Source organism: Ruegeria sp. HKCCSA071 (assembly GCF_017872555.1).
Lineage (GTDB): Bacteria > Pseudomonadota > Alphaproteobacteria > Rhodobacterales > Rhodobacteraceae > Ruegeria.
Window position 1 is genome coordinate 38,551 of record NZ_JAEDOX010000007.1, and the last position, 24,016, is coordinate 62,566.

Annotated in this window: 21 protein-coding genes and 1 pseudogene; 15 read left to right on the plus strand and 7 right to left on the minus strand. The window is 55.6% G+C overall.

Features of this window, described 5'->3' with window-relative positions; translation table 11 throughout:
- Window positions 1-35 precede the first annotated feature (35 nt).
- Genes I9188_RS13825 through I9188_RS13835 form a run of 3 tightly spaced genes read left to right on the plus strand, consistent with a single transcriptional unit; the run spans window position 36 to window position 4,136 of the window.
- On the plus strand, window positions 36-965 hold the full coding sequence (locus tag I9188_RS13825) for a sugar phosphate isomerase/epimerase (protein WP_348540341.1): 930 nt from the start codon (window positions 36-38) through the stop codon (window positions 963-965).
- A complete protein-coding gene (locus tag I9188_RS13830; protein WP_209506761.1) occupies window positions 946-2,355 on the plus strand; it encodes an aldehyde dehydrogenase family protein in 1,410 nt (469 codons plus the stop codon). Before I9188_RS13825 ends, I9188_RS13830 begins: the two co-directional genes overlap by 20 nt.
- The gene (locus tag I9188_RS13835) at window positions 2,355-4,136 is read left to right on the plus strand and encodes a thiamine pyrophosphate-binding protein (protein ID WP_209506762.1); all 1,782 of its coding nucleotides are present in this window, start codon (window positions 2,355-2,357) and stop codon (window positions 4,134-4,136) included. Before I9188_RS13830 ends, I9188_RS13835 begins: the two co-directional genes overlap by 1 nt.
- A 620-nt stretch (window positions 4,137-4,756) precedes the next feature.
- Here the strand turns inward: I9188_RS13835 and I9188_RS13840 are convergent.
- The 5 genes and pseudogenes from I9188_RS13840 to I9188_RS20250 all read right to left on the minus strand — a co-directional run.
- Window positions 4,757-5,710 carry a phosphotransferase gene (locus tag I9188_RS13840; protein ID WP_209506763.1) on the minus strand — a complete coding sequence of 318 codons (954 nt, stop codon included), beginning with the start codon at window positions 5,708-5,710 and terminating at the stop codon, window positions 4,757-4,759.
- Complete coding sequence (locus I9188_RS13845; RefSeq protein WP_245220604.1) at window positions 5,707-6,996, minus strand: aminotransferase class III-fold pyridoxal phosphate-dependent enzyme; 1,290 nt, start codon at window positions 6,994-6,996, stop codon at window positions 5,707-5,709. Before I9188_RS13845 ends, I9188_RS13840 begins: the two co-directional genes overlap by 4 nt.
- Before the next feature lie 148 nt (window positions 6,997-7,144).
- Entirely contained in the window at window positions 7,145-8,500 is a 1,356-nt protein-coding gene (locus I9188_RS13850) for an aminotransferase class III-fold pyridoxal phosphate-dependent enzyme (RefSeq protein WP_209506764.1), read from the minus strand.
- The gene (locus I9188_RS13855) at window positions 8,497-9,111 is read right to left on the minus strand and encodes an IclR family transcriptional regulator C-terminal domain-containing protein (protein ID WP_245220610.1); all 615 of its coding nucleotides are present in this window, start codon (window positions 9,109-9,111) and stop codon (window positions 8,497-8,499) included. The genes I9188_RS13850 and I9188_RS13855 overlap by 4 nt, the downstream gene beginning before the upstream one ends.
- A 48-nt stretch (window positions 9,112-9,159) precedes the next feature.
- A pseudogene (locus I9188_RS20250) lies at window positions 9,160-9,306 on the minus strand (helix-turn-helix domain-containing protein); the annotation flags it as partial.
- A 113-nt stretch (window positions 9,307-9,419) separates the two neighbouring features.
- Here I9188_RS20250 and I9188_RS13860 point away from each other — a divergent pair.
- The 12 genes from I9188_RS13860 (at window position 9,420) to I9188_RS13915 (ending at window position 23,032) form a co-directional block, all read left to right on the plus strand.
- Complete coding sequence (locus tag I9188_RS13860; protein ID WP_209506766.1) at window positions 9,420-10,364, plus strand: tripartite tricarboxylate transporter substrate-binding protein; 945 nt, start codon at window positions 9,420-9,422, stop codon at window positions 10,362-10,364.
- A gap of 73 nt (window positions 10,365-10,437) precedes the next feature.
- Window positions 10,438-10,977 (plus strand): tripartite tricarboxylate transporter TctB family protein, encoded by a 540-nt coding sequence (locus I9188_RS13865; RefSeq protein ID WP_209506767.1) that lies wholly within the window; start codon window positions 10,438-10,440, stop codon window positions 10,975-10,977.
- Window positions 10,978-10,989: 12 nt separating this feature from the next.
- Window positions 10,990-12,507, plus strand: a complete 1,518-nt coding sequence (locus tag I9188_RS13870) for a tripartite tricarboxylate transporter permease (RefSeq protein WP_209506768.1) — start codon at window positions 10,990-10,992, stop codon at window positions 12,505-12,507.
- A gap of 4 nt (window positions 12,508-12,511) precedes the next feature.
- Entirely contained in the window at window positions 12,512-13,996 is a 1,485-nt protein-coding gene (locus tag I9188_RS13875; protein ID WP_209506769.1) for an aldehyde dehydrogenase family protein, read from the plus strand.
- Entirely contained in the window at window positions 13,993-15,228 is a 1,236-nt protein-coding gene (locus tag I9188_RS13880) for a Tm-1-like ATP-binding domain-containing protein (protein WP_209506770.1), read from the plus strand. Before I9188_RS13875 ends, I9188_RS13880 begins: the two co-directional genes overlap by 4 nt.
- Window positions 15,229-15,640: 412 nt before the next feature.
- On the plus strand, window positions 15,641-16,390 hold the full coding sequence (locus I9188_RS13885; protein WP_348540342.1) for an FCD domain-containing protein: 750 nt from the start codon (window positions 15,641-15,643) through the stop codon (window positions 16,388-16,390).
- Window positions 16,383-17,534, plus strand: a complete 1,152-nt coding sequence (locus I9188_RS13890) for an aminotransferase class I/II-fold pyridoxal phosphate-dependent enzyme (RefSeq protein ID WP_209506771.1) — start codon at window positions 16,383-16,385, stop codon at window positions 17,532-17,534. Before I9188_RS13885 ends, I9188_RS13890 begins: the two co-directional genes overlap by 8 nt.
- A gap of 35 nt (window positions 17,535-17,569) precedes the next feature.
- On the plus strand, window positions 17,570-18,829 hold the full coding sequence (locus tag I9188_RS13895; protein WP_209506772.1) for a sugar ABC transporter substrate-binding protein: 1,260 nt from the start codon (window positions 17,570-17,572) through the stop codon (window positions 18,827-18,829).
- The gene (locus I9188_RS13900) at window positions 18,811-19,761 is read left to right on the plus strand and encodes a sugar ABC transporter permease (protein WP_209506773.1); all 951 of its coding nucleotides are present in this window, start codon (window positions 18,811-18,813) and stop codon (window positions 19,759-19,761) included. The genes I9188_RS13895 and I9188_RS13900 overlap by 19 nt, the downstream gene beginning before the upstream one ends.
- Window positions 19,762-19,771: 10 nt before the next feature.
- Window positions 19,772-20,614 carry a carbohydrate ABC transporter permease gene (locus tag I9188_RS13905; protein ID WP_209506774.1) on the plus strand — a complete coding sequence of 281 codons (843 nt, stop codon included), beginning with the start codon at window positions 19,772-19,774 and terminating at the stop codon, window positions 20,612-20,614.
- 11 nt (window positions 20,615-20,625) lie between these two features.
- Complete coding sequence (gene ugpC, locus I9188_RS13910; RefSeq protein WP_209506775.1) at window positions 20,626-21,693, plus strand: sn-glycerol-3-phosphate ABC transporter ATP-binding protein UgpC; 1,068 nt, start codon at window positions 20,626-20,628, stop codon at window positions 21,691-21,693.
- A gap of 67 nt (window positions 21,694-21,760) precedes the next feature.
- Window positions 21,761-23,032: an AGE family epimerase/isomerase gene (locus tag I9188_RS13915; protein WP_209506776.1), complete on the plus strand. Its 1,272-nt coding sequence runs from the start codon at window positions 21,761-21,763 to the stop codon at window positions 23,030-23,032.
- A 338-nt stretch (window positions 23,033-23,370) separates the two neighbouring features.
- Here I9188_RS13915 and I9188_RS13920 read toward each other — a convergent pair whose 3' ends face one another.
- Together I9188_RS13920 and I9188_RS13925 are read right to left on the minus strand one after the other, a co-directional pair.
- A complete protein-coding gene (locus tag I9188_RS13920) occupies window positions 23,371-23,742 on the minus strand; it encodes a hypothetical protein (protein ID WP_209506777.1) in 372 nt (123 codons plus the stop codon).
- Between the two features lie 48 nt (window positions 23,743-23,790).
- Entirely contained in the window at window positions 23,791-24,009 is a 219-nt protein-coding gene (locus I9188_RS13925) for a glycine zipper 2TM domain-containing protein (RefSeq protein WP_245220605.1), read from the minus strand.
- Window positions 24,010-24,016 lie beyond the last annotated feature (7 nt).

The following is a 24,016-nucleotide window of genomic DNA, read 5'->3' on the forward strand; positions in this document are numbered from 1 at the left end:
TTAATAACGTGTGATGAAATAAGATTCGCAGGCACGTGGAGCTGTCGTTCATGGTGAAACCCGAAGAGGCAGGCGCAAGCCCCTCTCTCTATTCTTTGGCGCATCTGACGCTGATTGGCTGTACGCCGCCCGAGTTGGTCTATATCGCCGCACGGGCCGGTTACGATGCCGTCAGTCCCCGATTTATTCCGATGCATGTGCCCGGTGAATTCAGTCAATCCCCAATCGACAAGGCACAGGTGCAGGCTACCAAAACTGCTCTCACTACCACCGGTTTGAAAGTCCTTGATGTCGAGCTTGCGCGCATCACCGAAGATGTCGATCCGCGCAGTTTTGAGCCTTCGTTGGAGATCGGTGGGAAACTCGGCGCCAAACGTATGATCATGAGCGCGTGGACCAACACCCGCGATGATCGTGATTTCCTGATCGACGTATATTCCGAGACCTGCGAACTGGCGGCGCCGTATGGTCTAACTGTGGACCTAGAATTTCCAAGCTTCTCTCGCTTGCGCACTCTGGATGAGGCGCTGGACATAGTCCGCGCCTCTGATCAGCCGAATGGAGGTATTCTGGTCGATACGCTTTATCTGCACCTCAGCCGTGTGGATTTGGGAGAGCTCTTGCACGTCCCCTCAGACCTGTTTCACTTCCTGCATATCTCTGATTGCCTGCCCGGCATCGCCGATACGCGTGAGGGCATGATCCAACTGGCCCGTGATGCGCGGCTATATCCCGGTGAGGGATGGATCGATTTCACCGGCATCATCGAACGGATGCCACCCGTCGACTATTCAATTGAACTGCCCAACCAAAGCCGCGTGGCCGAGTTGGGATATGAAGAACACGCGCGTCGCTGTCTCAGCCACGCCAAGCGAACATTCGGCGAGGCGCGGTCACAGCGTCGTATGCCCGATGCTGCAATTCCAAAACACCAAGAGGATCATCATGGGCAAAGAGCTCACTGAAAACGACTGCAACATGGCGGCCGACATGCTGGCACGCGCCCGCGCCGCCATGGCCGAGATCGAGGGTTGGGATCAGGGCAGGTTGGACCGCCTGTCCCAAGCAATCGCGTGGTATGCGGGGAACGAGAAAACCTTCACGCGCCTGGCCCAGCAAGGCGTGGACGAAAGCGGCATCGGAGATCGCGAAGGGCGTCCAGCGAAACGGTTCAAAATCCACATGGTACTGCGTGATGTCTTGCGCACGCCCTCGACGGGGATCGTCGAAGTCGACGAAGAAAAGGGGCTCGTGAAATACGCCAAACCTGCCGGTGTGATCGCATCCTTGATTCCCATGACTAACCCTGCGATGACACCGCCAGTGACCGGCGTGTCCGCCGCGAACGCCCGGAATGCGGTCATCTTCAGCCCGCACCCGCGAACCGCCCATACCACCTTTGAGATGGTCGAGGTCATGCGCGCAGCCTGCCGCGCCGCCGGTGCCCCCGAAGACCTATTCCAGTCGATCCGCAAACCATCGATCCCGTTAACACAGCACCTCATGGAGATTTGTGACCTGACACTGGCGACGGGTGGCAAGCCCATGGTCAAAGCGGCATATAGTTCAGGGCGTCCAGCCTATGGCGTCGGCGCGGGCAATTCATCCATTGTCATCGATGAGACAGCCGACTTGGACATCGCCGCTCAGAACACACGCATTTCAAAGACCTCCGACTTTGGGTCGGGCTGCTCGGCCGACGGCAACATCATTATCCAGCGTTCGGTTTACGACGATATGGTCAAGGCGCTGGAGGCCGAAGGTGGATACCTGTGTTCGGACGAAGAGAAGGCCATGCTCGAAGAGGTCATGTGGGACGAAAAGGGCAACCGCACGTTCCCGACCATCGCCTGTCCGCCTCAGCAAACGGCCAAGGTAGCCGGGTTCTCGATCCCAGAAGATCGCAAATTCCTGATGGTTGAAAATCAGGGGCAAATCGGGCCTCAGCACAAGTTTTCGAAGGAAAAACTGACCACGCTGATGGCGCTATATCACTTCGACACATTCGATGACGCGCTGGAAACGGTCAGCCAGATCTACAACACTGGGGGCAAGGGCCATTCCTGCGGCATCTACAGCCACAATGACGATCACATCGACCGGTTGGCGCGCCTGGCTCCAGTCAGCCGCATGATGGTTCGACAGCCTCAGTCCAAGGCCAATGCGGGTGCCTGGACTAACGGTATGCCTATGACCAGCAGCCTTGGTTGCGGCATCTGGGGCGGAAACATCACCAATGAAAATGTCACCATGAAACACATGATGAACTACACCTGGGTCAGCCGTCCGATCCCCGAGGATCGCCCCTCGGAGCAGGACCTGTTCGGTGAGTTCTACGGACAGGAGGTCGCGTGATGGACGGAGCGAAACTGGACGGCAAAACCGTTGCCGAACATATCGTTGACTTTCTCGAACGCCGTGAGGTCAAGCACGTTTTCGGCCTGTGCGGGCACACGAACATTGCGGTTCTGGCTGCGCTGGCGGAAAGTTCCATCGATTTCGTCACAGTACGACACGAACAAATCGCCAGCCATGCGGCGGACGCTTATGCCCGCGTGACGGGCAAGGCCTCGGTGGTCTTGTCCCACCTCTCCCCGGGGCTGACTAACTGCGCCACCGGGGTCGCCAACGCGGCACTGGACTGTATCCCGATGGTGGTGATCGCAGGCGATATTCCCACGCATTACTACGGCAAACATCCGCATCAAGAGGTGAACCTGCACGCAGACGCTGCCCAGTGGGAGATCTATCGCCCCTTTGTCAAACGCGCTTGGCGGGTAGATCGGGCAGACCTGATGGCCGAGATTCTGGAAAAGGCGTTTCACCTCGCCGAAAGCGGCCAGCCCGGGCCGGTGCTTGTCAATGTGCCGATGGACATCTTCTCCGAGGTGATCCCCTCGGACAGCTTCGACCGTATCCGAGATAACACGCGCGTGCTCAAAAAACCGTCGATTGACGATGAAACAGCGCGAGAGATTGTCGAAGCGTTGGCTACAGCCGAAAACCCGGTTGCTTACGTCGGCGGTGGTATCCTTCTGGCGAAAGCCAGTCAGGAGTTGCGCGAGTTCGTTGAACATTTGGGCTTGCCCGTCGCACATTCCCTGATGGGCAAAGGTGCGCTGCGGGACGACCACCCACTTGTGCTAGGAATGACTGGGTTTTGGGGCACCGAATTGGTAAACCAATCCTGCCTGAATGCGGACTACATCTTTGCCGTGGGAACACGGTTTAAAGAGGCAGATTGTTCCAGCTGGTATCCTGGCTATACGTTCAACATCCCCGGGTCCAAGGTCATTCATATCGACATTGAACCGCAGGAGATTGGTCGGAACTATCCCACCGAGATCGGAGTCGTTGCTGACGCCAAGGCCGCGTTACGTGTCCTCAATCGGGTCGCCCGCGAGATGTATCCGGACGGTTTCAACCGCCCCGCGCTGGAACAGAAGATCGCAGACTTCCGAACGGACTTCAAAGCGCGCAACGTGGACATGGCGACCTCATCGGCCTTTCCGATGATGCCCGAGCGCATTCTGGCAGATACCCGCAAGGCACTGCCCGAGGATGCCATCATCACCACGGACGTTGGGTGGAACAAGAACGGTGTCGGACAGCAATTTAATATCCTGACCCCCGGTTCAATCCTGACCCCGGGCGGGTTCGCGACGATGGGCTTTGGCCCTCCGGGAGCGATCGGCGCAAAACTGGCAGCCCCTGACCGTGTGGTGATAAGTCTTGTTGGCGATGGGGGGTTCGGTCAGAACCCGTCGATGCTGGCAACCGCGGTCGAGCTTGATCTGGGCATTATCTGGCTGGTTATGAACAACAACGCCTTCGGCACTATCGCGGGCCTTCAAAAGGCGCATTACGGTCTGACATATGGGACCACGTTCCCCGGATCAGCCGCAGCTCCTGCAAACGGACCGGGTTATGCAGACATTGCACGAGCTTATGGTGCAGAAGGGCACAGGCTTAGTGCTGCTGATGAATTGTTGCCCGCATTGGAAGCGGCAATCGCCAGCGGCAAACCAACCGTTCTTGATGTCCCAATGATCAACAATCCAACACCAACGACCGGGCACTGGAACATCTTGGACATTTACTCACCCGACAAAGAGATCTCTCACGTGGCGACCTGAAGATGCTGGGCGCGGCCAACCGCGCCCAACACTTGGAGTTAAAATGTGTCGCAGACTTTGGGCTAGGAATGACGAGAGTGCCTACTCTGAGCCTCTGGTCGACAGAGTAAGCTTGATCAGGCATTAAAATAGTCTTTTTCAAACGTCCGCACTTCCTGAACTAAGAAACCATGTAAGCCGTATACTTTTTTAGCGAAGTTCCTCTCTGACCGAAGCAGGGTCCTGTTCATCCAGTTCTTTTTTGCCGTTTACAGTATCCTGTTCTCTGAAATCGGGTCGAGCGCGAAGGTCTTTTCAATACTCGCTTGCATCATTCGTCAATTGCTTTGTCACACACGTGGCAGTTAACACCGTGGCTCAGGCAGCGTTGGATCATGCGGTGCAAAATGAATGGCCAACTACCGCCATTGTCGTTCATCCGCGCAGGTACTTGGTGCACTTGGTTTATCGGGTGCCGCTGGTCCTGACAGCATTCAGTGCGTCCCGGCAGGTCTGACAGAGATCATTCTGAGTTATGAGTGAAAAATACGCACTACCGACTTGAACGACATTGGCGAATGAAAGCACCGCATCTGCATTGCGTACTTTAAAGCGGTCTGTTGTTTCGTCGATCCGATAGCTCAATCCCTTGTAACTTGATGATACCGCTCAAGATACGCAACCGCCAGTTCCTTGGCTTGCGCGATGAAACGTGCATTTCGGGTTTGTGTCGGATCTTCGTCTGCGCGCGTGATATTCCAGCCCACATAGGTCGCGGCGCGAAGAGCGAGAAACAGCAGAAGGTGGTTTGTGTTCATTGGGCGAGTACGCGTATATCCGTCGATCATCGCAGCTTTGAAAGCCGGATAACCTGGGTCCCAGCGATGTTTCAGCAGCGCCGTGGCCAGTTCAAACACGCGGAAACCGAAGCCGCCATCGTCAAAGTCGATGAGATGCAATGCGTCGGCCGAGCACATAACATTGCCAGGCACGAGATCAGCGTGGATGAGACCATAATCCAACGTTGCAGAAAGCCGCGTCAGATGATCCCGGGCTTTGGTTCTAAAGGCGAGGAAAAGCGCTTTCTCGTCAGGTGTGAGCCCTGGATTGTCCCAAAACCTGCCCCACATGGGATCTTTGCCGACAAGTCCATCAATATCCCAATGCGGTCTGTCACATCCCTTAGCGCTCGGCCAATGGTCACTAGTGTCATGAAGTTGAGCCATGGTCTGACCGAGGCGAAAGAAGAGGTCACATTGTTGGGATAACGGCAAGGACAACAAAGCTACATCAAGAGTTTTACCATCCAGCCATGTCAGGATGTCGACTTGTGTCCCTGAGACAAACTGTAAATTTGGACCGGCAAGACTTGGAACCGGGGCGGGTACTGAGAGGCCTGCGTGATCCAGCCAAGCCATCCAAGCAAGTTCCGCTTGCAGCTGTGCGTCTGTTCGATAGCCTCGGCGGTGGAGTCGGAGGACATACCGATCCAACGGTGTATCAACGCGGTAGATGGCGTTTTCCCGTTCTGCGATGAGCGTCGTTTCTGTGTTCTCGAGACCCCAGAGAGATAATGCGAGTTCAACATTGGTCATGGGTGCAGCGGCACCTCGTTCAGGACCAAGTCCAGCGTATCGACCAACAAATCGGCGTTCTCTTTGGAAAATGGCATTGGCGGTCGTATCTTCAGTGTGTTCTTATAGCGCCCTAATCTGGACAACAGAATTCCATGTTGTCGCATCGCATTGATAACGCGGTCTGTGAATTCGGTCGCAGGTGTCTTGCTGTCGCGATCCATGACCATCTCGGTTCCGAAAATCAGGCCGGACCCACGGACGTCCCCGATGACATCATGCCGTTTGGCTAACGCCCACAACCTTTCGTGGGCATAGTCCCCGACACGTTTTGCGTTTTCAATAAGTGCCCTATTCTCGATCTCTTCGAGTACGGCCATCGCAGCGGCACAAGAGACGGGGTTTCCGCCGAAGGTGTTGAAATAACGATAACCCTTTCGGAAAGCCGCGACTGTATCTGCATTCGCAACCACGCCCCCAACCGGATGACCATTGGCCATCGGTTTTCCCATGGTCACAATGTCAGGGATGACACCCATCTTTTCATGGGCCCACATATGCGTGCCTGTGCGGCCAAAGCCCGACTGAACTTCGTCACATATCAACATGCCCCCTGCGTTACGCACAATGTCCGCCACGGGTTTCAGCCAGCCATCCGGATTGTTGGGAAAACCCTCGTTCAGGAAGTAGGGGCAAACGACAAGGGCCGCAAAACCGGTACCGTCAGCTTTCAGCTGTGCAATCTGGGCCGCTACTGTGTTGGCGAAGTGAACCCCGTTGGCGTCAGGTGAACGGTAACTGTCCGGGGCATCGACAAAGCGGAAGTACTTTTCCAGACCAAAGCTCACAGAGGGCAAGTTAGACTTACTGAGCTGGCTAACGAGTGAGGTATTTCCATGATAAGTGGCATCCGTGGCGATGATACCGCGTTTGCCGGTGACGGCCTCGGCCACCCGCAAGGCGATGTCATTGGCCTCGGACCCGGTGCAGGTCAAGATTGCCGTATCCAACGTAGCGGCCATCGTTCCAGTCAGACGCTCGATATACTCAAGGATTCCCTCGTGCAGATAGCGTGTGTGGGTGTTCAATGTGCTGGCTTGCTGACAAATCGCTTCGACCACCCGGGGGTTACAATGCCCGACATGCGGCACGTTGTTATAGCAATCCAGGTACTTGCGGCCGCCCGCATCCCAGAGCCACACCCCGTCGCCTTTCACAATGTGGACGGGTTCCTCATAGAATGTCGAAACATTTGGCCCCATCAGCCGCCTGCGCGCGGCCACCAGATCTGCTGTACTGCGGGTCAAAGCTTAATCCCCATTCCGTCATGACCTGAGCTCAACGACGATGTTGTGGCCGTTGATCGCACGTGAGGTTTTTGGCGCATCGCGGTTCCGGCCCGGATCGCAGGTCTGCTATTTGCCCCCGGAAAGGCAATGCCGGTCTCGGGCACGCTTAGCGTTCCATTGCGGCTGTGAAACCGGCGTCAAGCGCGGCCAGGATTAAGCTGGCATCGCCCTCGGTCAGCACCAAAGGCGGTGAAAGGATCAAGTTGGGTCCCGAGACCCGTACCATTGCTCCGTTCTGATAGGCCACCTCCTGAACGGTTGACGCGGTTGGTGCGTCTATCGGTTTTTGGGTGTTACGGTCGCTGACCATTTCGACTGCAGTCATCAGGCCGTAGCCACCACGCACATCCCCGATGATGTCGTATTTCTTCATCAGTGCGATGCAACCCTCATAAAGCTGGGTGCCGCGTGCCGCTGCGTTTTCGACCACGTTGAGCCGTTTGGTTTCCGCAAGGCAAGCAAGCGCAGCGGCAGCCCCGACTGGATGGCCGGAATAGGTGTAACCATGGCCAATCTTGGCGTCAGGGTTGTTTTCGAAGGCCTCGACCATCCGGTCGCCAAGCATCACCGCACCAAACGGGAAGTATCCGTTGGTAATCGCCTTCGCTGTGGCCATCATGTCTGGCTGGATGCCCCAAAGGCGGGCACCAGACCATGCGCCGGTACGGCCATAGGCTGTGATGACTTCGTCCGTGATCAGCAGGATCCCGTTTCGGTTACAAATCTCTTGCACTGCAGGAGCGAAGGACGGATGCGGCGGGATCACGCCACCCGCCCCAAGGATTGGTTCCATGATCATGGCTGCGATTGTGTTGGCTCCCTGAAACGCAATCTCGTCTTCCAATGCCTGTAGGCATAGCTGTGCCAGCTTCTCGGGGTCTGTTTCGTTGAAAGGGTTGCGATATGTGTAAGGCGCCGGGATGTGGAAACAGCCAGGCAACAAAGGCTCGTAAGCGTTGCGAAAATTCGCGTTTCCGTTGACAGAGGCCCCGCCGACATGCGTTCCGTGGTATCCTTTCTTTAGGCTGAGGAATTTTGTGCGCCCGGCCTCACCCCGAAGCTTGTGGTATTGCCGCGCGAGGCGCAAAGTCGTCTCGACGCTGTCCGAACCGCCCGAGGTGAAGAACGCACGCGAAAGGCCGTCGGGTGCAAAGAATGCGTTTAGCTCAAACGAGAGCTCGATGGCGACGTCATTCGAAGTGCCGCGAAACGTGGAATAATAGGGGAGGGTGTCAAGCTGGGCAGCAATTGCATCTTTGACGGGTTGGCAAGAATAGCCGAGATTGACGTTCCAGAGACCGCCAACACCGTCGACCACCCGATGCCCGTCGACGTCAATAATTGATACACCTTCTGAACCGGTTATAATCTTCGGCGGATGGTCTGCACTGTCCTTCGGAGAGGTCATCGGGTGCCACATCAGACGACCGTTGTGTTCTTTCAGGAAATTTGAGTCTTTCATGATGCAGGTTCCATTGCATTCGATTTCTTGACGGAGAGAGCCCAGGCCGCCTCGACATGGGCGGGAATTACTCCGCCCCAGTTTCGGGTAATCTCGCGTGCGGCGATGATCAGCTCTGCCAGGATCGTCTGCTCTAACTTCGGGGTGAAGCGCGTGGCGACAGAAGCAACAGCCACCGCGCCGGCGAATTGACCTGTTTGGTCAAAGACCGGGGCTGACAGCCCATAGGTTTCTTCCGCATAACTTTTATATGCGCGCCCAATTCCGGTTGCGCGGGCGGCGTCAACCAATGAGGTCAGGCCATCGGTATCAGTTGGTGTGTTCGCGGTGAATCTTTCAAGATCCTGTGCCGCGACACAGAGAAGATCTTCTGGCCCAAACGCCAGTGCGCACAGGCCGGATGCAGTCGCATGAAGGGGAAAGGTGTTCAGATCAATGACGGCACGGATCGCGTGGCGAGGGGATTCGCATTCGCATAGTCCATAAAGGGTTTGCCCGGAGAGTACCGTGGCATGCGCAGTCTCGCCCGTCGCATCCGCGAGGGCGGTAAGAGCGTGGCGTGCGCCTTCTTTACGGGGAACCGTGGCCTCGCGTATCTGCGCAAGTTGCATGACTGCGGGACCTAAGCGGTACTGCTTGGTAAGCGCATTTTGTTCAATAAACCCTGCATTTTCAAGGGATTGAAGATGTCGATATGTTGTCGCCTTGTCTCTTTTTGCAATCCGGCACAGCTGCGACAACCCGATTTCTGGGCGAGAGATCGAGAAGTAAGACAGCAGTTCAAGAGCTTTCTTTGCCGACGACATTGAGAACCTTTCAATTGCGGGGTGCAAAAAAAGTTTGACAGAAGTTCATTAACAAGGCAACCTTTTTTATAAAACAACGGTTCGTTATATGAACCACCAACTGGGAGCGCGAAATGTTGAAACTAACCAAATCCGCAACGGCCATGGCGATTGCGATTTCAGCGGTTGCTGGAGCAGCGCAGGCAGAATATCCGGAAAAACCCGTTGAGTTTGTTGTTCCATGGCCTCCGGGCGACCTGGAAGATGTCTTGACGCGTATGATCGCCGAGGACTTCTCAGAGGCTTATGGCGTTCCCACCGCTGTCGTGAACAAGCCCGGTGGCGGCGGTGGTCCATTCCCCGGTGCGATTGAAGTCGCAAATGCCCCCGCTGATGGCTATACGATTGGGTCATTCATCATCGCCATCCCGGTTGTGGGCCCGCAAATCGGTATCCCAGAGCTGAACCCCGACCCTTTCGTGCCGCTTGGCAACTTTCTAACCTATCCTTTTGTGATCGCGACGAGCGGTGACTCGGGCTATACGACTATGGAAGAACTGGCGGCCTACGCACAGGACAACGACGTTGTGCTCGGTCACTTCGGCGCGCCATTGGTTCCGACGCAGGTGACGCTTGGGCTGGCCAAGGAGATGGGTTTCTCCTACGCCTCTGACGCCGCTTTTGACGCGCTTGACTGCAACACTCTGGCGTCGGGCGACGTCGATGTCATCAACACTACGCTGCAGCTGATCCTGCCCTGCCTCGAAGATGTGAGCGTTCTGGCATCCATCGGGTCCGAGCGCATCAATTTGACGCCGGACACTCCGACTGTGGCAGAACTTGCACCTACTCTGGACGTGTCTCTCTGGAATGGACTTTTTGTCCGTGCCGACACTCCTCAGGGCGTGCAGGACAAAATCATCGCAGTCGCGGAAAAGACCGTGATGTCCGACCGCGCCCAAGCGCTGGCTGCCGAGACTGGCGCATTGGTTTACTGGCAGCCTGCAGCGGACGTAGTCTCGCAAATTGAGAAGGATACGCAGACTCTGGCCGGAATCGAATCCATGCTGTCCGAATAGGGCTGGACCTGCCTGCTGGGCAGCATTGGACTGCCCAGCCATCCACCTGCTTTCTCCTGGAACGGATAAATCCATGTCGCGCGTCAAAACGCTCCAGTCGCTCTTCAAGCGCTACCGCAGGCCCGGCGATATTGTCTTCGCGTGGCTAGTTCTAGTCGTCTCGGTCTTTCTTCTGTCGCAACTGATGGACCAAACCGCGTGGCGCAATGGCGGGAAACTGTTTGCGCAACCCCGGTTCTGGCCAGCGGTGTCGCTGAGCGGTATGGTCATCTTTGCCGCGTTTCACCTTTTGGGATCCGCCTTGTCCGAGCGCTTAGATGGCCGCTGGCAAGAAGTTCAGCTCTGGCTCGCGTCGTTGGAATATGCAGGCTGGTTTGTCCTGTATGCTCTGGTCGTTCCGTATTTGGGCTATCTGCCGTCCACCGTCTTGTTCGCTTTGGCATTGTCCTTGCGTGCCGGTTACCGAAAGGTTTCTACCCTGATCGCTGCGACCTTTTCGGCGGTGGTGATCGTGCTTCTGTTCAAGACCTTTCTGAAAGTCAATCTGCCGTCAGGGCTGATCTACGAGAGCTTGCCCGAGGGTCTGCGGCAGATCATGCTGACGCATTTCTAGAGGCCGCAAAATATGGAAAACCTGATTGCCGGACTGGAAATGCTTGCGCGCTGGGATGTCATGCTGGCCTTGCTCGTGGGTTCAATCGGCGGCGTGATTATCGGAGCAATTCCCGGCGTCGGACCGGCTGTCGCTATTGCGATTTTGCTACCGGCGACATTCTCCCTAGATCCAATCGTTGGTCTTACGATGCTGTTGGGAATTTACGGATCGTCAATGTACGGAGGTGCTATTCCAGCAGTTCTGATCAACACGCCAGGCACGGCGGTAAACGCCCTGACCTCGTATGATGGCTATCCGATGACAGAACGGGGTGAGGCACACCGTGCGGTATCACTCGCATATTCAGCATCGTTCTGGGGTGGCATATTTGGCATTCTGTGTCTGATCCTGCTGTCTCCGGTGCTTGCTTTAATCGCGCCAATGTTTGGTAGCCGAGAAATCTTTCTTGCCGCTTTGTTAGGCATCATTCTAGTGATCCTTGCGCATCGGGGGCAGATCTTTGCAGCAGGTTTGTTGGCGATGTTCGGAATCTTCCTGCAGACCATTGGCCTTGACGCAGTGACATACACACAACGCTACACGTTTGGGCTATCGTTCTTATCGTCGGGGGTGAACCTTATTGTGGTGGTGTTGGGTCTCTTCGCGCTCAGCCAAGCTTTTTTTCTATTAACAACACCCGACAGCAGCCCCGACGCCCAGCCAGTTACCGGCCGGATGGGGGCCGGTATTAAGGAACTGCTGGGCCACAAGCGCGTAGCAACTGTTGCGTCGAGCTTTGGTGTCCTGTTGGGGATGATCCCTGGCACGGGCGAGTTCACAGCCCAGTTCATGTCCTACACTTATGCGCAAAAAACTTCGAAAGATCCGGATAGTTTCGGCAAAGGATCACCGGAAGGTCTGATTGCTTCGGAGGCGGCCAACAATGCCGTTCCAGCTGCGGCAATGATACCGCTGCTTGCGCTTGGCATTCCGGGTGAGGCGCTGACAGCGATGATGCTGTCGGTCTTTTATGTTCACAATGTTATCCCGGGACCGCAGCTGTTCCAGAACAATATTGATCTGGTCTACGGCCTCTACTTTGCGCTGATCGCTCTGAACGTCATCGTTATGGTCTTTCTGCTGTTTTCGACAAACCTTATGACCAGGATTATCCGCGTACCGACTCGCTTTCTGGGTGTGATGATCTTGTTGTTGTCCTTTGTGGGTGTCTATTCGCTCCGCAATTCACTGACCGACTGCATGATCTCGGCAGGCTTTGGCGTGTTGGGCCTTGTTCTAAAGCGACTGAATTTGCCGATTGTCCCAATCATTCTGGGCATGGTCCTTGGTGGAATCATGGAGGTAAAGCTGCGCTCGGCTCTGCCGCGGTTGAAGACGCCACTGGACATGATCGACCGACCGATTGCGGCAATAATATTCGGTCTGATCGTCATTGTTCTGGCGCTGCACTTACGGACGCTGATCAAGGAATGGCGCGCTCATCAGCCGGAAGAAGACCACGACATGCACGACAGCCATACGAGGTAACTTGATGGATCAGTCCAAGATTGATGCCCTGCGGGCCCGACCGGTGGCCGCGTTTGATCACTTGATCGACGGCAGGCATGTCGCCGCTTCCGATGGTGGGCGGATGGAGATAATCTCGCCAATCGACGGGACGGCCCTGACCACGGTAGCGGCTGGTACACCTGCCGACATGGAAGCAGCAATCGCATCAGCCCGCGCCGCTTTCGACGATGGCCGCTGGGCGGGTCAACCACCAACCGCTCGCAAGAAAGTGCTGTTGAAATGGGCCGATCTGATCGAGGTCAATGCCTTGGAACTGGCTGTCCTTGGTGTGCGCGACAATGGAACCGAAATCAGCATGGCGCTGAAGGCCGAGCCCCTCTCTGCCGCCGCGACGATCCGGTACTACGCAGAAGCCCTCGACAAGATTTATGGCGAGATCGCTCCGACGCCTGGCGACATCCTCGGCATGATCTATAAAGAGCCTGTGGGTGTCGTGGGGGCAATCATCCCTTGGAACTTTCCGCTGATGATCGGTGCGTGGAAGCTGGGACCTGCTTTGGCGGTGGGCAATTCTGTGGTCCTAAAACCGGCCGAAACCGCGTCGCTGTCGTTAATGCGGATGGCGGACCTGGCGCTAGAAGCCGGACTGCCACCCGGTGTCCTTAACGCAGTCACTGGCAAGGGCCATGTCGTAGGCGAGACATTGGGCTTGTCGATGGATGTGGATGTCCTTGTTTTTACTGGCTCGGGGATGACGGGGCGGCGGCTGATGGAATATTCAGCGCGGTCCAATTTGAAACGGGTGTATCTGGAGTTGGGCGGCAAGTCCCCCAACATAGTCTTTGCCGACGCCCCAGATCTGGATGAAGCCGCCAAGGTTACGGCCGCCGGGATCTTCCGTAATGCAGGTCAAGTTTGCGTGGCTGGGTCGCGTCTGCTGGTTGAGGATGCGATCCATGACGATTTTGTCGCCGCTGTCGTAAAGGTGTCCGAAGCAATGCGTGTGGGTGATCCGTTGAGGATCGACACTCAAATCGGGGCTGTAAATTCAGAAGCGCAGTTGCAAGCGAACCTTGCTTTCGTTGACACCGCAACACGGGAAGGTGGGCGGGTTGTCATGGGTGGATCCCGTGTTTTGCAAGACACGGGCGGCTACTACATGGCCCCGACAATCGTGACCGGTGTGACCCGCGACGCGACTTTGGCACAAAAGGAAGTGTTCGGTCCGGTTCTGGGCGTTATCTCGTTCGCAACAGAGGAAGAAGCAATCTCATTGGCTAATTCCACAGTTTTCGGGCTTGCCGGGGCGGCATGGACCAGCAACCTCAGCCGCGCTCACCACATGGTAAAGTCCGTTCGAACCGGGGTCATGCATATCAACACATATGGCGGGGCCGATGGTACGGTGCCATTGGGTGGTGTAGGGCAATCCGGAAATGGATCCGATAAGTCTTTGCATGCCATCGAGAAATACGTGAATCTTAAAACCGCGTGGATAAAGCTATGAATGACGCAAAAACAATTCTGGTCATTGGCACTTTTGACACCAAAGATGATGAGCTTGGCTTTCTTTCGGGGGTGATCTGCGACCAGGGCGGCAAAGTCCTGACGATGGATGTCTCAGTACTTGGAGACCCGTCAAAACCTACGGACTACTCGAAACATGATGTCGCCGCAGAAGGTGGCAGCACGATACAGGCCGCTATCGATAGCGGTGATGAAAACCACGCGATGCAAATCATGGCCCGAGGTGCCAGTCTGCTGGCGGCGCGCCTTCACGCCGAAGGACAATTTGACGGCATGATTGTGCTGGGCGGTACGATGGGTACGGATCTTGCGCTGGACGTGGCCTCGGCTCTGCCACTCGGCACCCCAAAATACATCGTCTCTACGGTATCCTTTTCGCCACTGATCCCTGCCGAAAGACTAGCTGCTGACACGCAGATGATCCTCTGGGCTGGTGGGCTGTACGGTTTGAACTCGGTCTGCAAGGCCTCCCTCAGTCAGGCTGCGGGCGCTGTACTAGGTGCTGCCAAGGCGGCGCAGAGGCCAAACCCTGACAAGCCGCTTGTTGGAATGACGTCACTTGGCACCTCTGCACTGAAATACGTGATCCCGCTGAAACCCGCGCTAGAGGCGCGCGGTTTCGAAGTGGCTGTATTCCATGCGACCGGCATGGGCGGGCGCGCCTTTGAAAGCCTCGCAGCACAAGGAGCCTTTGCCTGTGTGTTCGATTTCTGCACGCAGGAGTTGGGCAACCATGTCAACGGATCAAACATCTCGGCTGGTGCGGATCGATTGACAAATGCCGGGTTGACCGGAACGCCACAGATCGTATCTCCCGGGTGCTATGATCTGGTCGATGTGGTTGGCTGGCAGCCTGTTGAAACAAAGTGGGACAGTCACCTCAAGCACGCCCACAACCGCCTGATTACTTCGGTCGTTCTGCAAGCCGCCGAAACGAAACTGGTGGCGCTGGCCCACTGTGATCAACTCACCAAGGCGAAGGGGCCCACAGCGATCATTCTGCCTGAGCATGGCCTGGGGGAGTGGGATCGCGAGGGCGCGGACCTCCATAATCCAGATGGCCTTAAGGCGTTTCTAACAGGAATTGAAGCCAACTTGCCCAAGACGGTCGAGGCACACAGGCTGGCCTGTCATATCAACGACAAGGCATTCTCGGACAAGGCGCTGGAGATTTTCGACGGCTGGCGGGCCGATGGGACAATCTCTGTCTAGTTGCACGCCGACCCTTAGAAGGCCAGAAGATCGATCGGTGCGGTATCGGTGGCCAAGGTTCTAGAATGCGCCTGCGGTGGCGGAACCTGAAGGTCGCAATCCAAATCCCCACACGCGCCTGAAGGGTTTCCGTTTTCCAAACTCGGTTAATCCCTATGCGATTCAGTTGCTTGACTGCTGATCCCCTCGTCTTCGCGACTATGGGGACCAGGTCAGCAGCTTCAGATATTGGGCCGCTACACCTTCCTTCGCTTACCTGTGACAGGTGACGATCCTGCTGCAATGGACCGCAGATTATCTGCGCTGAACCCTTCCGGATCGTCTTACGAAAAATTTAATGTCCGACATTATAGTTTATTTTGTCGGACATTAAATGTATCAATGATTGGACCATGATTCGGAGCAGTGGCACGTGGAAACAAGAACACCTCCACAAGAAACGGCTGAGAGTGTCGGCAATTCCCTGAAGCCGCTGCCGCCTGGCAGTAGTAGCCGGGACGTTCTGGATGCTCTCTCTGGAATGATCGAACTGGAAGGTTTGAAAGTAGGCGATCGCCTGCCGCCAGAGATCGAAATTGCAAATCAGCTTGGGATCGGACGGGCGAAGGTTCGCGAGGCCCTGACAAGCTGGCAGAACATGGGCATCGTTGTGCGGAACAAGAAAGCCGGGACGCGATTGGCGGCCGAGGTATCTGCCAACACGATCCACCTTCCATTCACGCTGAAGCTCGAAGCCGAAAGCCTTTTGCGGACGCACGCCGTGCGTCGGCCACTGGAAATTGAGGCAGCAAGGTTGGCAGCACTGAATTGCTCAGACTCGCAGCGGCTTTTGATTTCGGCCCGCGTTGCAGAACTCATAGCTGTTCATTCTGCGGGTGAGGACTGGCGTCAGGCAGACTACCGGTTTCACGCTTCACTGCACGAAGCCTGCGGAAACCCATTGTTCGGGCAGCTAATCCGGCAGATTCAAGAAGCCTTTAACGAAGTATACGAAGCACCATTCGGCCAGCCGCACTTGGGTCAGGCCACAATCCCAATGCACACGCAACTTGCCGAAGCAGTCGTCGCTGGCAGAGCAGAAGAAGCCGCAAGGATTGTCGGTGAGATCATGGACATGGTCGAAGCAGAAGTCCTGGAAATCATGGAAAGTCAGAATGTCTGATTACAAAGACCTTGCAACGCGTCTTGCAGCAATCTTCCCGGACGCGGCAGGTTCGGTCACGCCGCCTATTGTTCAAACCTCACTATTCACTTTCGACAATTATCAGAGTTTTGAAGACCGGATGGCGGGAAGATCAGAAACAGCCATCTACACGCGCGTGGAAAACCCGACCGTCGCCGCGTTTGAAACGCTCATGGCTGAAGCCGAACAAGGTCAGACAGCCGTTGCATTTGCTTCCGGGATGGCCGCAATTTCTTCGACGCTGCTGGCATTTGTCAAACCCGGTGACCGGATTGCCTGCGTCGAACATGTCTATCCGGACACATTCCGGTTTATGGAGCGCATCCTGCGCCCGTTCGGGGTGCATATCGACTATCACGTGCCGGAGCGTTTCGAAAACGACCCCGAACTGCTTGCCGATGTAACGCTAGCCTATCTGGAGAGTCCCGGTTCCGTCGTTTTTGAGGCGATGGATCTGCGCCGCGTCGCAGAGCATGCCAGACGCCACAATGTGCTGACGATGATCGATAATTCATGGGCAAGCCCGGTATTCCAACGCCCCCTCACACTGGGCATCGATATCGTCATCCACTCAGCCTCGAAATATATCTCGGGGCACTCGGACACGGTTGCGGGCGTGGTGGTTGCCTCCAAAAACCATATCGCCCGCATCCGTGATCTGACACTTCCTTTGCTTGGTGCTAAACTGGCACCTTTTGAAGCGTTCCTGTTGACGCGCGGCCTGCGTACTTTGCATGCGCGCATGATGCAGCATCAGGCGACTGCCAACATCTTCGTCGATCGCCTGGCCACTGCTTCGCAGGTGAGGCGAGTCAACTCACCCGGGGCCAACGACGTTCCCGGGTTGACGGGGCGGTCCGGACTTATGTCGGTTGAGTTTGATGACAGTGTCGACATCGCAAAGTTTTCTGATGCTTTGAACCTATTCCGCCTCGGCGTGAGCTGGGGCGGCTTCGAAAGTCTGATTCTGCCTGCGCGCGTTGGGCTTGCTCAGGCTGGCGAACAGAACTCAATGCAGAAATTTGGGGTCTCACCCAATCTGGTGCGCCTGAGTTTGGGGCTCGAGTCGGCAGAAGATCTATGGGCCGATTTTGCTTCGGCTCTCGCCGAAAGTACGGCTTAGAACTGTTCGCTCAATAAAATCAACAGGAGGAAAACATGAAAAAACTACTATCAGGAATGACGGCTGCGGCCGTGTTCATGGGTTCGGCATCTTATGCCGAGACCACACTGAAACTGGTCGAGGTTATTACGAGCCCCGAGCGTACAGAGGTGCTTCAGGGGCTGGTTGATGAATTTGAAGCCAATAATCCCGACGTCACTGTCGAGATTGTATCGCTGCCGTGGGGCAACGCGTTCGAAAAGCTGGCGACAATGGTGGCAGGTGGCGACATCCCGGATGTGGTTGAAATGCCCGATACCTGGCAGGCTCTTTATGCCGGGTCCGATCAGCTGGTCAGCCTCAAGGACCATGTTGCTGGATGGGAACACGGGGTAACGCTGACAGACAAGACCGTTGCCATGGGCAGCCAGGCGGGTGATCTCTATATGATCCCGTACGGCTTCTACCTGCGGGCGATGTTCTACAACAAAAAACTGCTGGCCGAAGCCGGTATCGACACCCCTCCGACTACGATGGAAGAGTTCAAGGCTGCCTCTGCCGCGGTGTCCGAGCTTGACGGCAAGTACGGATACTGTCTGCGCGGTGGCCCCGGTGGAACAAATGGCTGGATCATGTTCGCCGCAGCCATGAACGGCACCAACGAGTTTTTCACAAAAGACGGTGTCAGCCGCATCAACGAGCCCGGTTCAGTCGAAGGCATCCAGTTCATGATCGACATGTATCAGAACGGATATGCTCCCAAGGATGCCGTCAGTTGGGGCTTTAACGAGATTGTGGCTGGTTTTTATTCCGGCACCTGTGCGTTCCTCGATCAGGACCCGGACGCACTGATCGCTATTGCCGAGCGGATGCCTGCCGAAGATTTCGCGGTCATTCCGATGCCTGTTGGACCTTCGGGCAAAGCTTTCCCGACCATTGGGTTCGCAGGCTGGTCGATCTTCAATGCAACTGAACATGAAGACGAAGCATTTGATCTGGTTGCGGCCCTGTCGACGCCCGAAGCCAACGCCACGTGGGCAAAGCGTGTTGGCGTCATTCCGATCCACAAAGGCGCCGATCAGGATCCTCATTTCCAGACCGAGCAATTCAAAGGCTGGTTCGAAGAACTGAACGGTGAGCAATATGTGCCGACAACAATGCCAACCAACCTGGAGCAGTGGGGCTATTTTGGCAGCACACTTCTGCTGGAAACCAGTCAGGAAGCCCTGTTGGGACAGCGCAGTGCGCAGGACGTCGCGGATGAGTGGGCAGAGTTCCTCACCGACGAGCATGCCAAGTGGAAGGCAAAACAGTGATTTCGCGCATTCAGAAAACTGTCAGGCCCGGGGAAACCCGGGCACGACGCTCGCTCTACCTGCAATACATGGTCGAGCCTTTTTTCTATTTGTCGCCCGCAATTCTTTTGATCGGTGCGGTGATCATGGTTCCGCTAATCATCGGAATCTCATATTCGTTCCAATCCATTGAGCTGTTAAAGCCTTTTGCGTCTGGTTGGATCGGGTTTGAAAACTACGTTGACCTGTGGCGAGACCGCAAGTTCTGGATCGCGATGGAGAACACGCTGTTCTGGACCTTTTGGTCGATAACGTTCCAGTTTCTGCTTGGCCTTGGCCTTGCCATGCTTTTGAACACGCAGTTCTTTGGAAAGAAGCTTTTTCAGGCGCTTGTTTTCCTACCCTGGGCTGTCCCGACCTTCCTTTCCGCGCTGACTTGGGCGTGGCTTTTTAACCCTGTCATCGGCCCGCTGCCGCATTGGCTGGCCGCGCTTGGCATTCTGTCAGAGCCCTACAATATCCTTGGCGACCCCAAGCTTGCCATGTGGGGTCCGATCACGGCAAATATCTGGTTTGGCGTGCCGTTCTTTGCGATCACGCTGCTGGCGGCTTTGCAATCAATACCCGATGAGCTTTATGAGGCCGCAGAAGTCGATGGCGCGACCCCCTGGCAGACCTTCACCAAGATCACCTTGCCGTTTCTTGCTCCGATGATCGCGATCACCGTGATGCTGCGGACAATCTGGATCGCCAATTTTGCCGACCTGATCTATGTGATGACCGGTGGCGGGCCTGCGAATTCGACGCAAATCCTGTCGACCTATATCTTCACCACCGCTTTTCGAAAACTGGACTTCGGCTACGCGTCTACCATTGCTGTGGCGCTGCTGCTGATCCTTCTGATCTATGCCGTTATCCTGCTCTGGCTTCGCAAGAAGCTGGTCAAGATTTGAGGAGTTGGCCATGTCAGCTGTCAGGAAACCCAACCCCCTGCTGGTTGTGGGCAAATACGCGGCACTTGCGTTCTATCTGATCTTTGCGTTGTTCCCGCTTTACTGGTTGCTCAAGATCGGGTTGACCCCGGACGCGCTGATCTTTTCAGAGGGCACCCGGCTGTTTCCAAGCGAGGTCACCTTTTCAAATTTCAAGACGGTCATTTTTCAGACCGACTTTGTGGCCTATTTCCGGAACTCTCTTGTGGTGTCGCTGGGGGCTGCGTTCTTTACGACTCTGTTTGCGGCTGGGGCGGGATATGCCTTTTCGCGCTTCGTTTTCGCGGGCAAACGCATCATCATTGCCTTGATGCTTATCACCCAGATGTTCCCGCTTCTGATGATCATTGCACCGATCTATAAGATCGTTGCCGACCTCGGACTGCTGAATTCGCTGACAAGTCTGATCGTTGTCTACACTGCGTTCAACATCCCCTTTGCAACATTCCTGATGCAGTCATTCTTTGACGGCATTCCCAAAGATCTTGAAGACGCGGCGATGATGGATGGCTGTACGCGGTTTCAGGCGCTGCGCAAAGTGGTGTTCCCACTGACATTGCCCGGTCTCGGGGCGACGCTTGGATTTGTCTTTACTGCCGCATGGTCCGAGCTGTTGTTTGCGTTGATGCTGATTTCAAAGAACGACGCAATGACATTCCCGGTTGGCTTGTTGACATTTGTTTCCAAATTCTCGGTCGATTGGGGGCAAATGATGGCGGCCGGCGTGCTGGCTCTGATCCCCAGTTGCCTCTTTTTCATCTTCATTCAACGCTATCTCGTGCAGGGCCTCACGTCCGGCGCGGTCAAAGGATAGGAGGCCAGATCATGGCACGTATCGAACTTCGTGATGTTGCAAAACGCTATGGATCCGTCGAGGTCCTGCGCAACATCAACCTTGAGATACAGGATGGTGAGTTCATCGTTCTGGTCGGCCCGTCAGGCTGCGGCAAGTCCACTTTGCTGCGTATGGTTGCTGGTCTTGAACCGATATCAAGCGGCGACTTTCTGATTGATGGTGAGTGTATGAACGATGTGAGGCCAAGAGATCGGGACATCGCGATGGTGTTCCAGTCCTACGCTCTCTATCCGCATATGGATGTCGCGCGAAACATGGGTTTCTCGATGGAAATCCGCAAAGCTCCGGTGGCTGAACGCATATCAAAGGTCGCCCAGGCGGCAGAGACGCTGGGGTTGACCAAATTGACGGATCGCTTGCCCAAGGCCCTTTCGGGTGGTCAACGTCAGCGGGTTGCCATGGGGCGGGCCATCATCCGGGACCCACGCGCCTTTCTGTTTGACGAGCCTTTGTCAAACCTTGACGCGGCTTTGCGTGTTGAGATGCGGCTGGAAATTGCGCGGCTGCATCAAAAACTAGGTGCGACCATGATCTATGTGACCCATGATCAAGTCGAAGCGTTGACGCTGGCAGATCGGATCGTTGTTCTGAACGCAGGCGATATCCAGCAAGTCGGCAGCCCGCTCGAGCTTTATGAAAGACCGGCCAACAAGTTTGTTGCTCAATTTATCGGCTCACCCACCATGAATGTTGTGCCCGTTCTGGGAACCGAAACAGGTGTGAATGTCGGGAATGGGGTTGAAATCAGGATGCTCGATCAACCCCTTACCGCCCAGGCGAAAGAACTAGGTGTAAGGCCGGAACATATCGATGTTTTGGACAACGGTGCCGGTGATCTGTCGGCTGTGGCGGATGTTGTTGAACATCTGGGGTCGGACACGAACATCTACGTCAATGCTGAGGGGATCGGCCCCATGATGGTGCGCAAGCATGGCAATATCCCCGTGAAATCCGGGGACCGTCTCGGTTTGCGCATTCAAGCGCAGAATGCACATCTGTTTGCTTCGGATGGTACAGCGTTGCGACGGGCTTGCTGAGATGGTGGATAATTTGGAAGATCGGGCTTCGTCGCATGCGACAGAACTCCATCCGCGGGATCTTTAGATGAACGAAAACCAGCTGTTGCTACCTGGGTCGCAGTCCGAAGCCGGGTTTTGGATTGAAACGCCAAGACATCGCGATTGGTTGATGAACGAGGCCAAGCGGCAACTTACGTTCTTCAGCGCGAGTTGCCGGGATGAGCCCGGGTTCTATACACTTGGTCACGATGGCAGCCCGCTGCTCGGCAAGCTGCAGGAGCTGCACACGACAACCCGGTTGATTCATTCATATGCATTAGGACATCTGTCTGGTTTTCAAAGTGCTGAACGGATCATTGATTACGGCATGACATATCTCGAAAGCCATCACCGAGATCGCGACCACGGCGGATATCTCTGGGCGTTGGATGGGGATCAGATCAAGGATGACCGCAAGCTTGCTTATGGGCATGTCTTTGTCCTTCTTGCTTCGGCAAGTGCGAAACTGGCGGGTCACCCCGATGCAGACAAGCTAATGACAGATGTCCGAAGTGTTCTGGAAAAACACTTCTGGGACGAAGAAGCAGGCCTGTTTCGCGATGAATGGAACAGGGATTGGACGCTGTTTTCCACATATCGTGGAATGAATGCGAATATGCACGGCGTTGAGGCGATGCTGGCGGCCTTTGAGGCCACAGGGGACGAGATTTATCTGTTCCGGGCTGGTCGCATTCTGGACTTCTTCATTGGTAAAATAGCACCCGGTGAAAACTGGCGGCTTCCTGAACACTATTCGTCTGATTGGCAGATCAACCGGGATTATGCGGGTGACCCGATGTTCAGACCTTCCGGAACAACGCCGGGGCATTCGTTCGAACTGGGGCGGCTTCAGCTTCAGCATTGGGATTTGTCGGGCCGAACCGACCCCAATGCTCTGGATAGGGCGCGCCGCTTGATTGCGCAGGCTTTGAATGATGCGTGGCTGCCTGGCGGCGGTTTGGCCTATACACTCGATTTTGATGGCCGCGTTGCCAATGCATCGCGGTTCTGGTGGCCCATCACCGAAGCCATTGGGGCGGTTGCCGCTCTGATCGCGCTGGAAAGAAGGCCAGAAGACGAGGAGTGGTACAGAAAGCTCTGGACCTATGCGAATGGAACATTTGTGGATCATCAGCATGGCGGCTGGTTTCCAGCAGTGGATGGGGCAGGCGCTGTAGTGACATCTATTTTTGACGGCAAGCCGGACATCTATCACTCGTTGCAAGCCTGTCTGTTTCCGCTGTCAGGACGTCTGTCGAGGATGATGCCGCTTGAGAATCCGGAATACTCCGACAAGCCTCAGACGCCGTTTTCTTAGTCTGCTCAAAGGTTCACTTTGCGGGGTCTGTTGTGGTGAAACACACAGAATTGCCAAGAGCTTTGGTGGTGGTTGATCAATACATAACACCGCGTATGCCGGTTAGTGACCGGTTTTGGCAATCAAAAGGAGCGCGACATGACAGACACGTATCAGTGATGCACGCGGCTGGAATGCAGGCTGTCGTCTTCCAGACCTGCCGGGGTTGATTTTGCCTTGTAAGGAGCGCTTCTTTCACACCTTGAGTTAGATGCCCTTCATCACCCGATCTGCCACAGCTTTTCGCAGCGTCCCGTCTCATCTTCTAACCATGCTATGATGCGCCGAAGCGTTCTCGTTTATTCGAACTCTTCAAACGTCTCTCGCACAGCATCGTCAACGGCCCCGGCCAGCAACCTGCCACCATCGTTGTCGCAGGCGTCTTCAAGCTCTTCGACGAACTCGGTCTTGAGATCGCCCAGATATTCTTCGGGGACGGTGGCCACGACATCGATCTGACGGTTGTAGAGCGACACCATCGCCATCAGACGCACGATCTGGTTTACCTGATCGGGGTCATCCTCATGCTCTGCAAGAACACTGGCGCAGCTAAGATGCATGAACGGTGCAGCTGTGGCGATGATTTCGTCCATCTCCGCATCGGCAGAGGCAGTGCTCGCCAGCGCGGTCATGCATATCCCAAAAATGGCCGAATGGGGAACAAGTTTCATGTGATCTACCTCATTTGTCTAATAGCGTTCGGCACGTGCAGCGTGGCCCTAGCGTTTTTTACGATAGCCGGCGATGGCTCCGACGACGGCTCCGGCCTTTGCCCCGTCACTGCCGGAAACAAGATAACCAACACCAGCCCCCACGACCGCACCGCCAACTGTGTTCTTTGTTCGTTTTGACTGGGCCTCTGCTGGTAGTGGTAAGGCCAGGATTGCAGCCATCAGCAAGGCGAGTGCGGTGGCCTGTGACTTTGTTGAAAACGGCATATCTCGG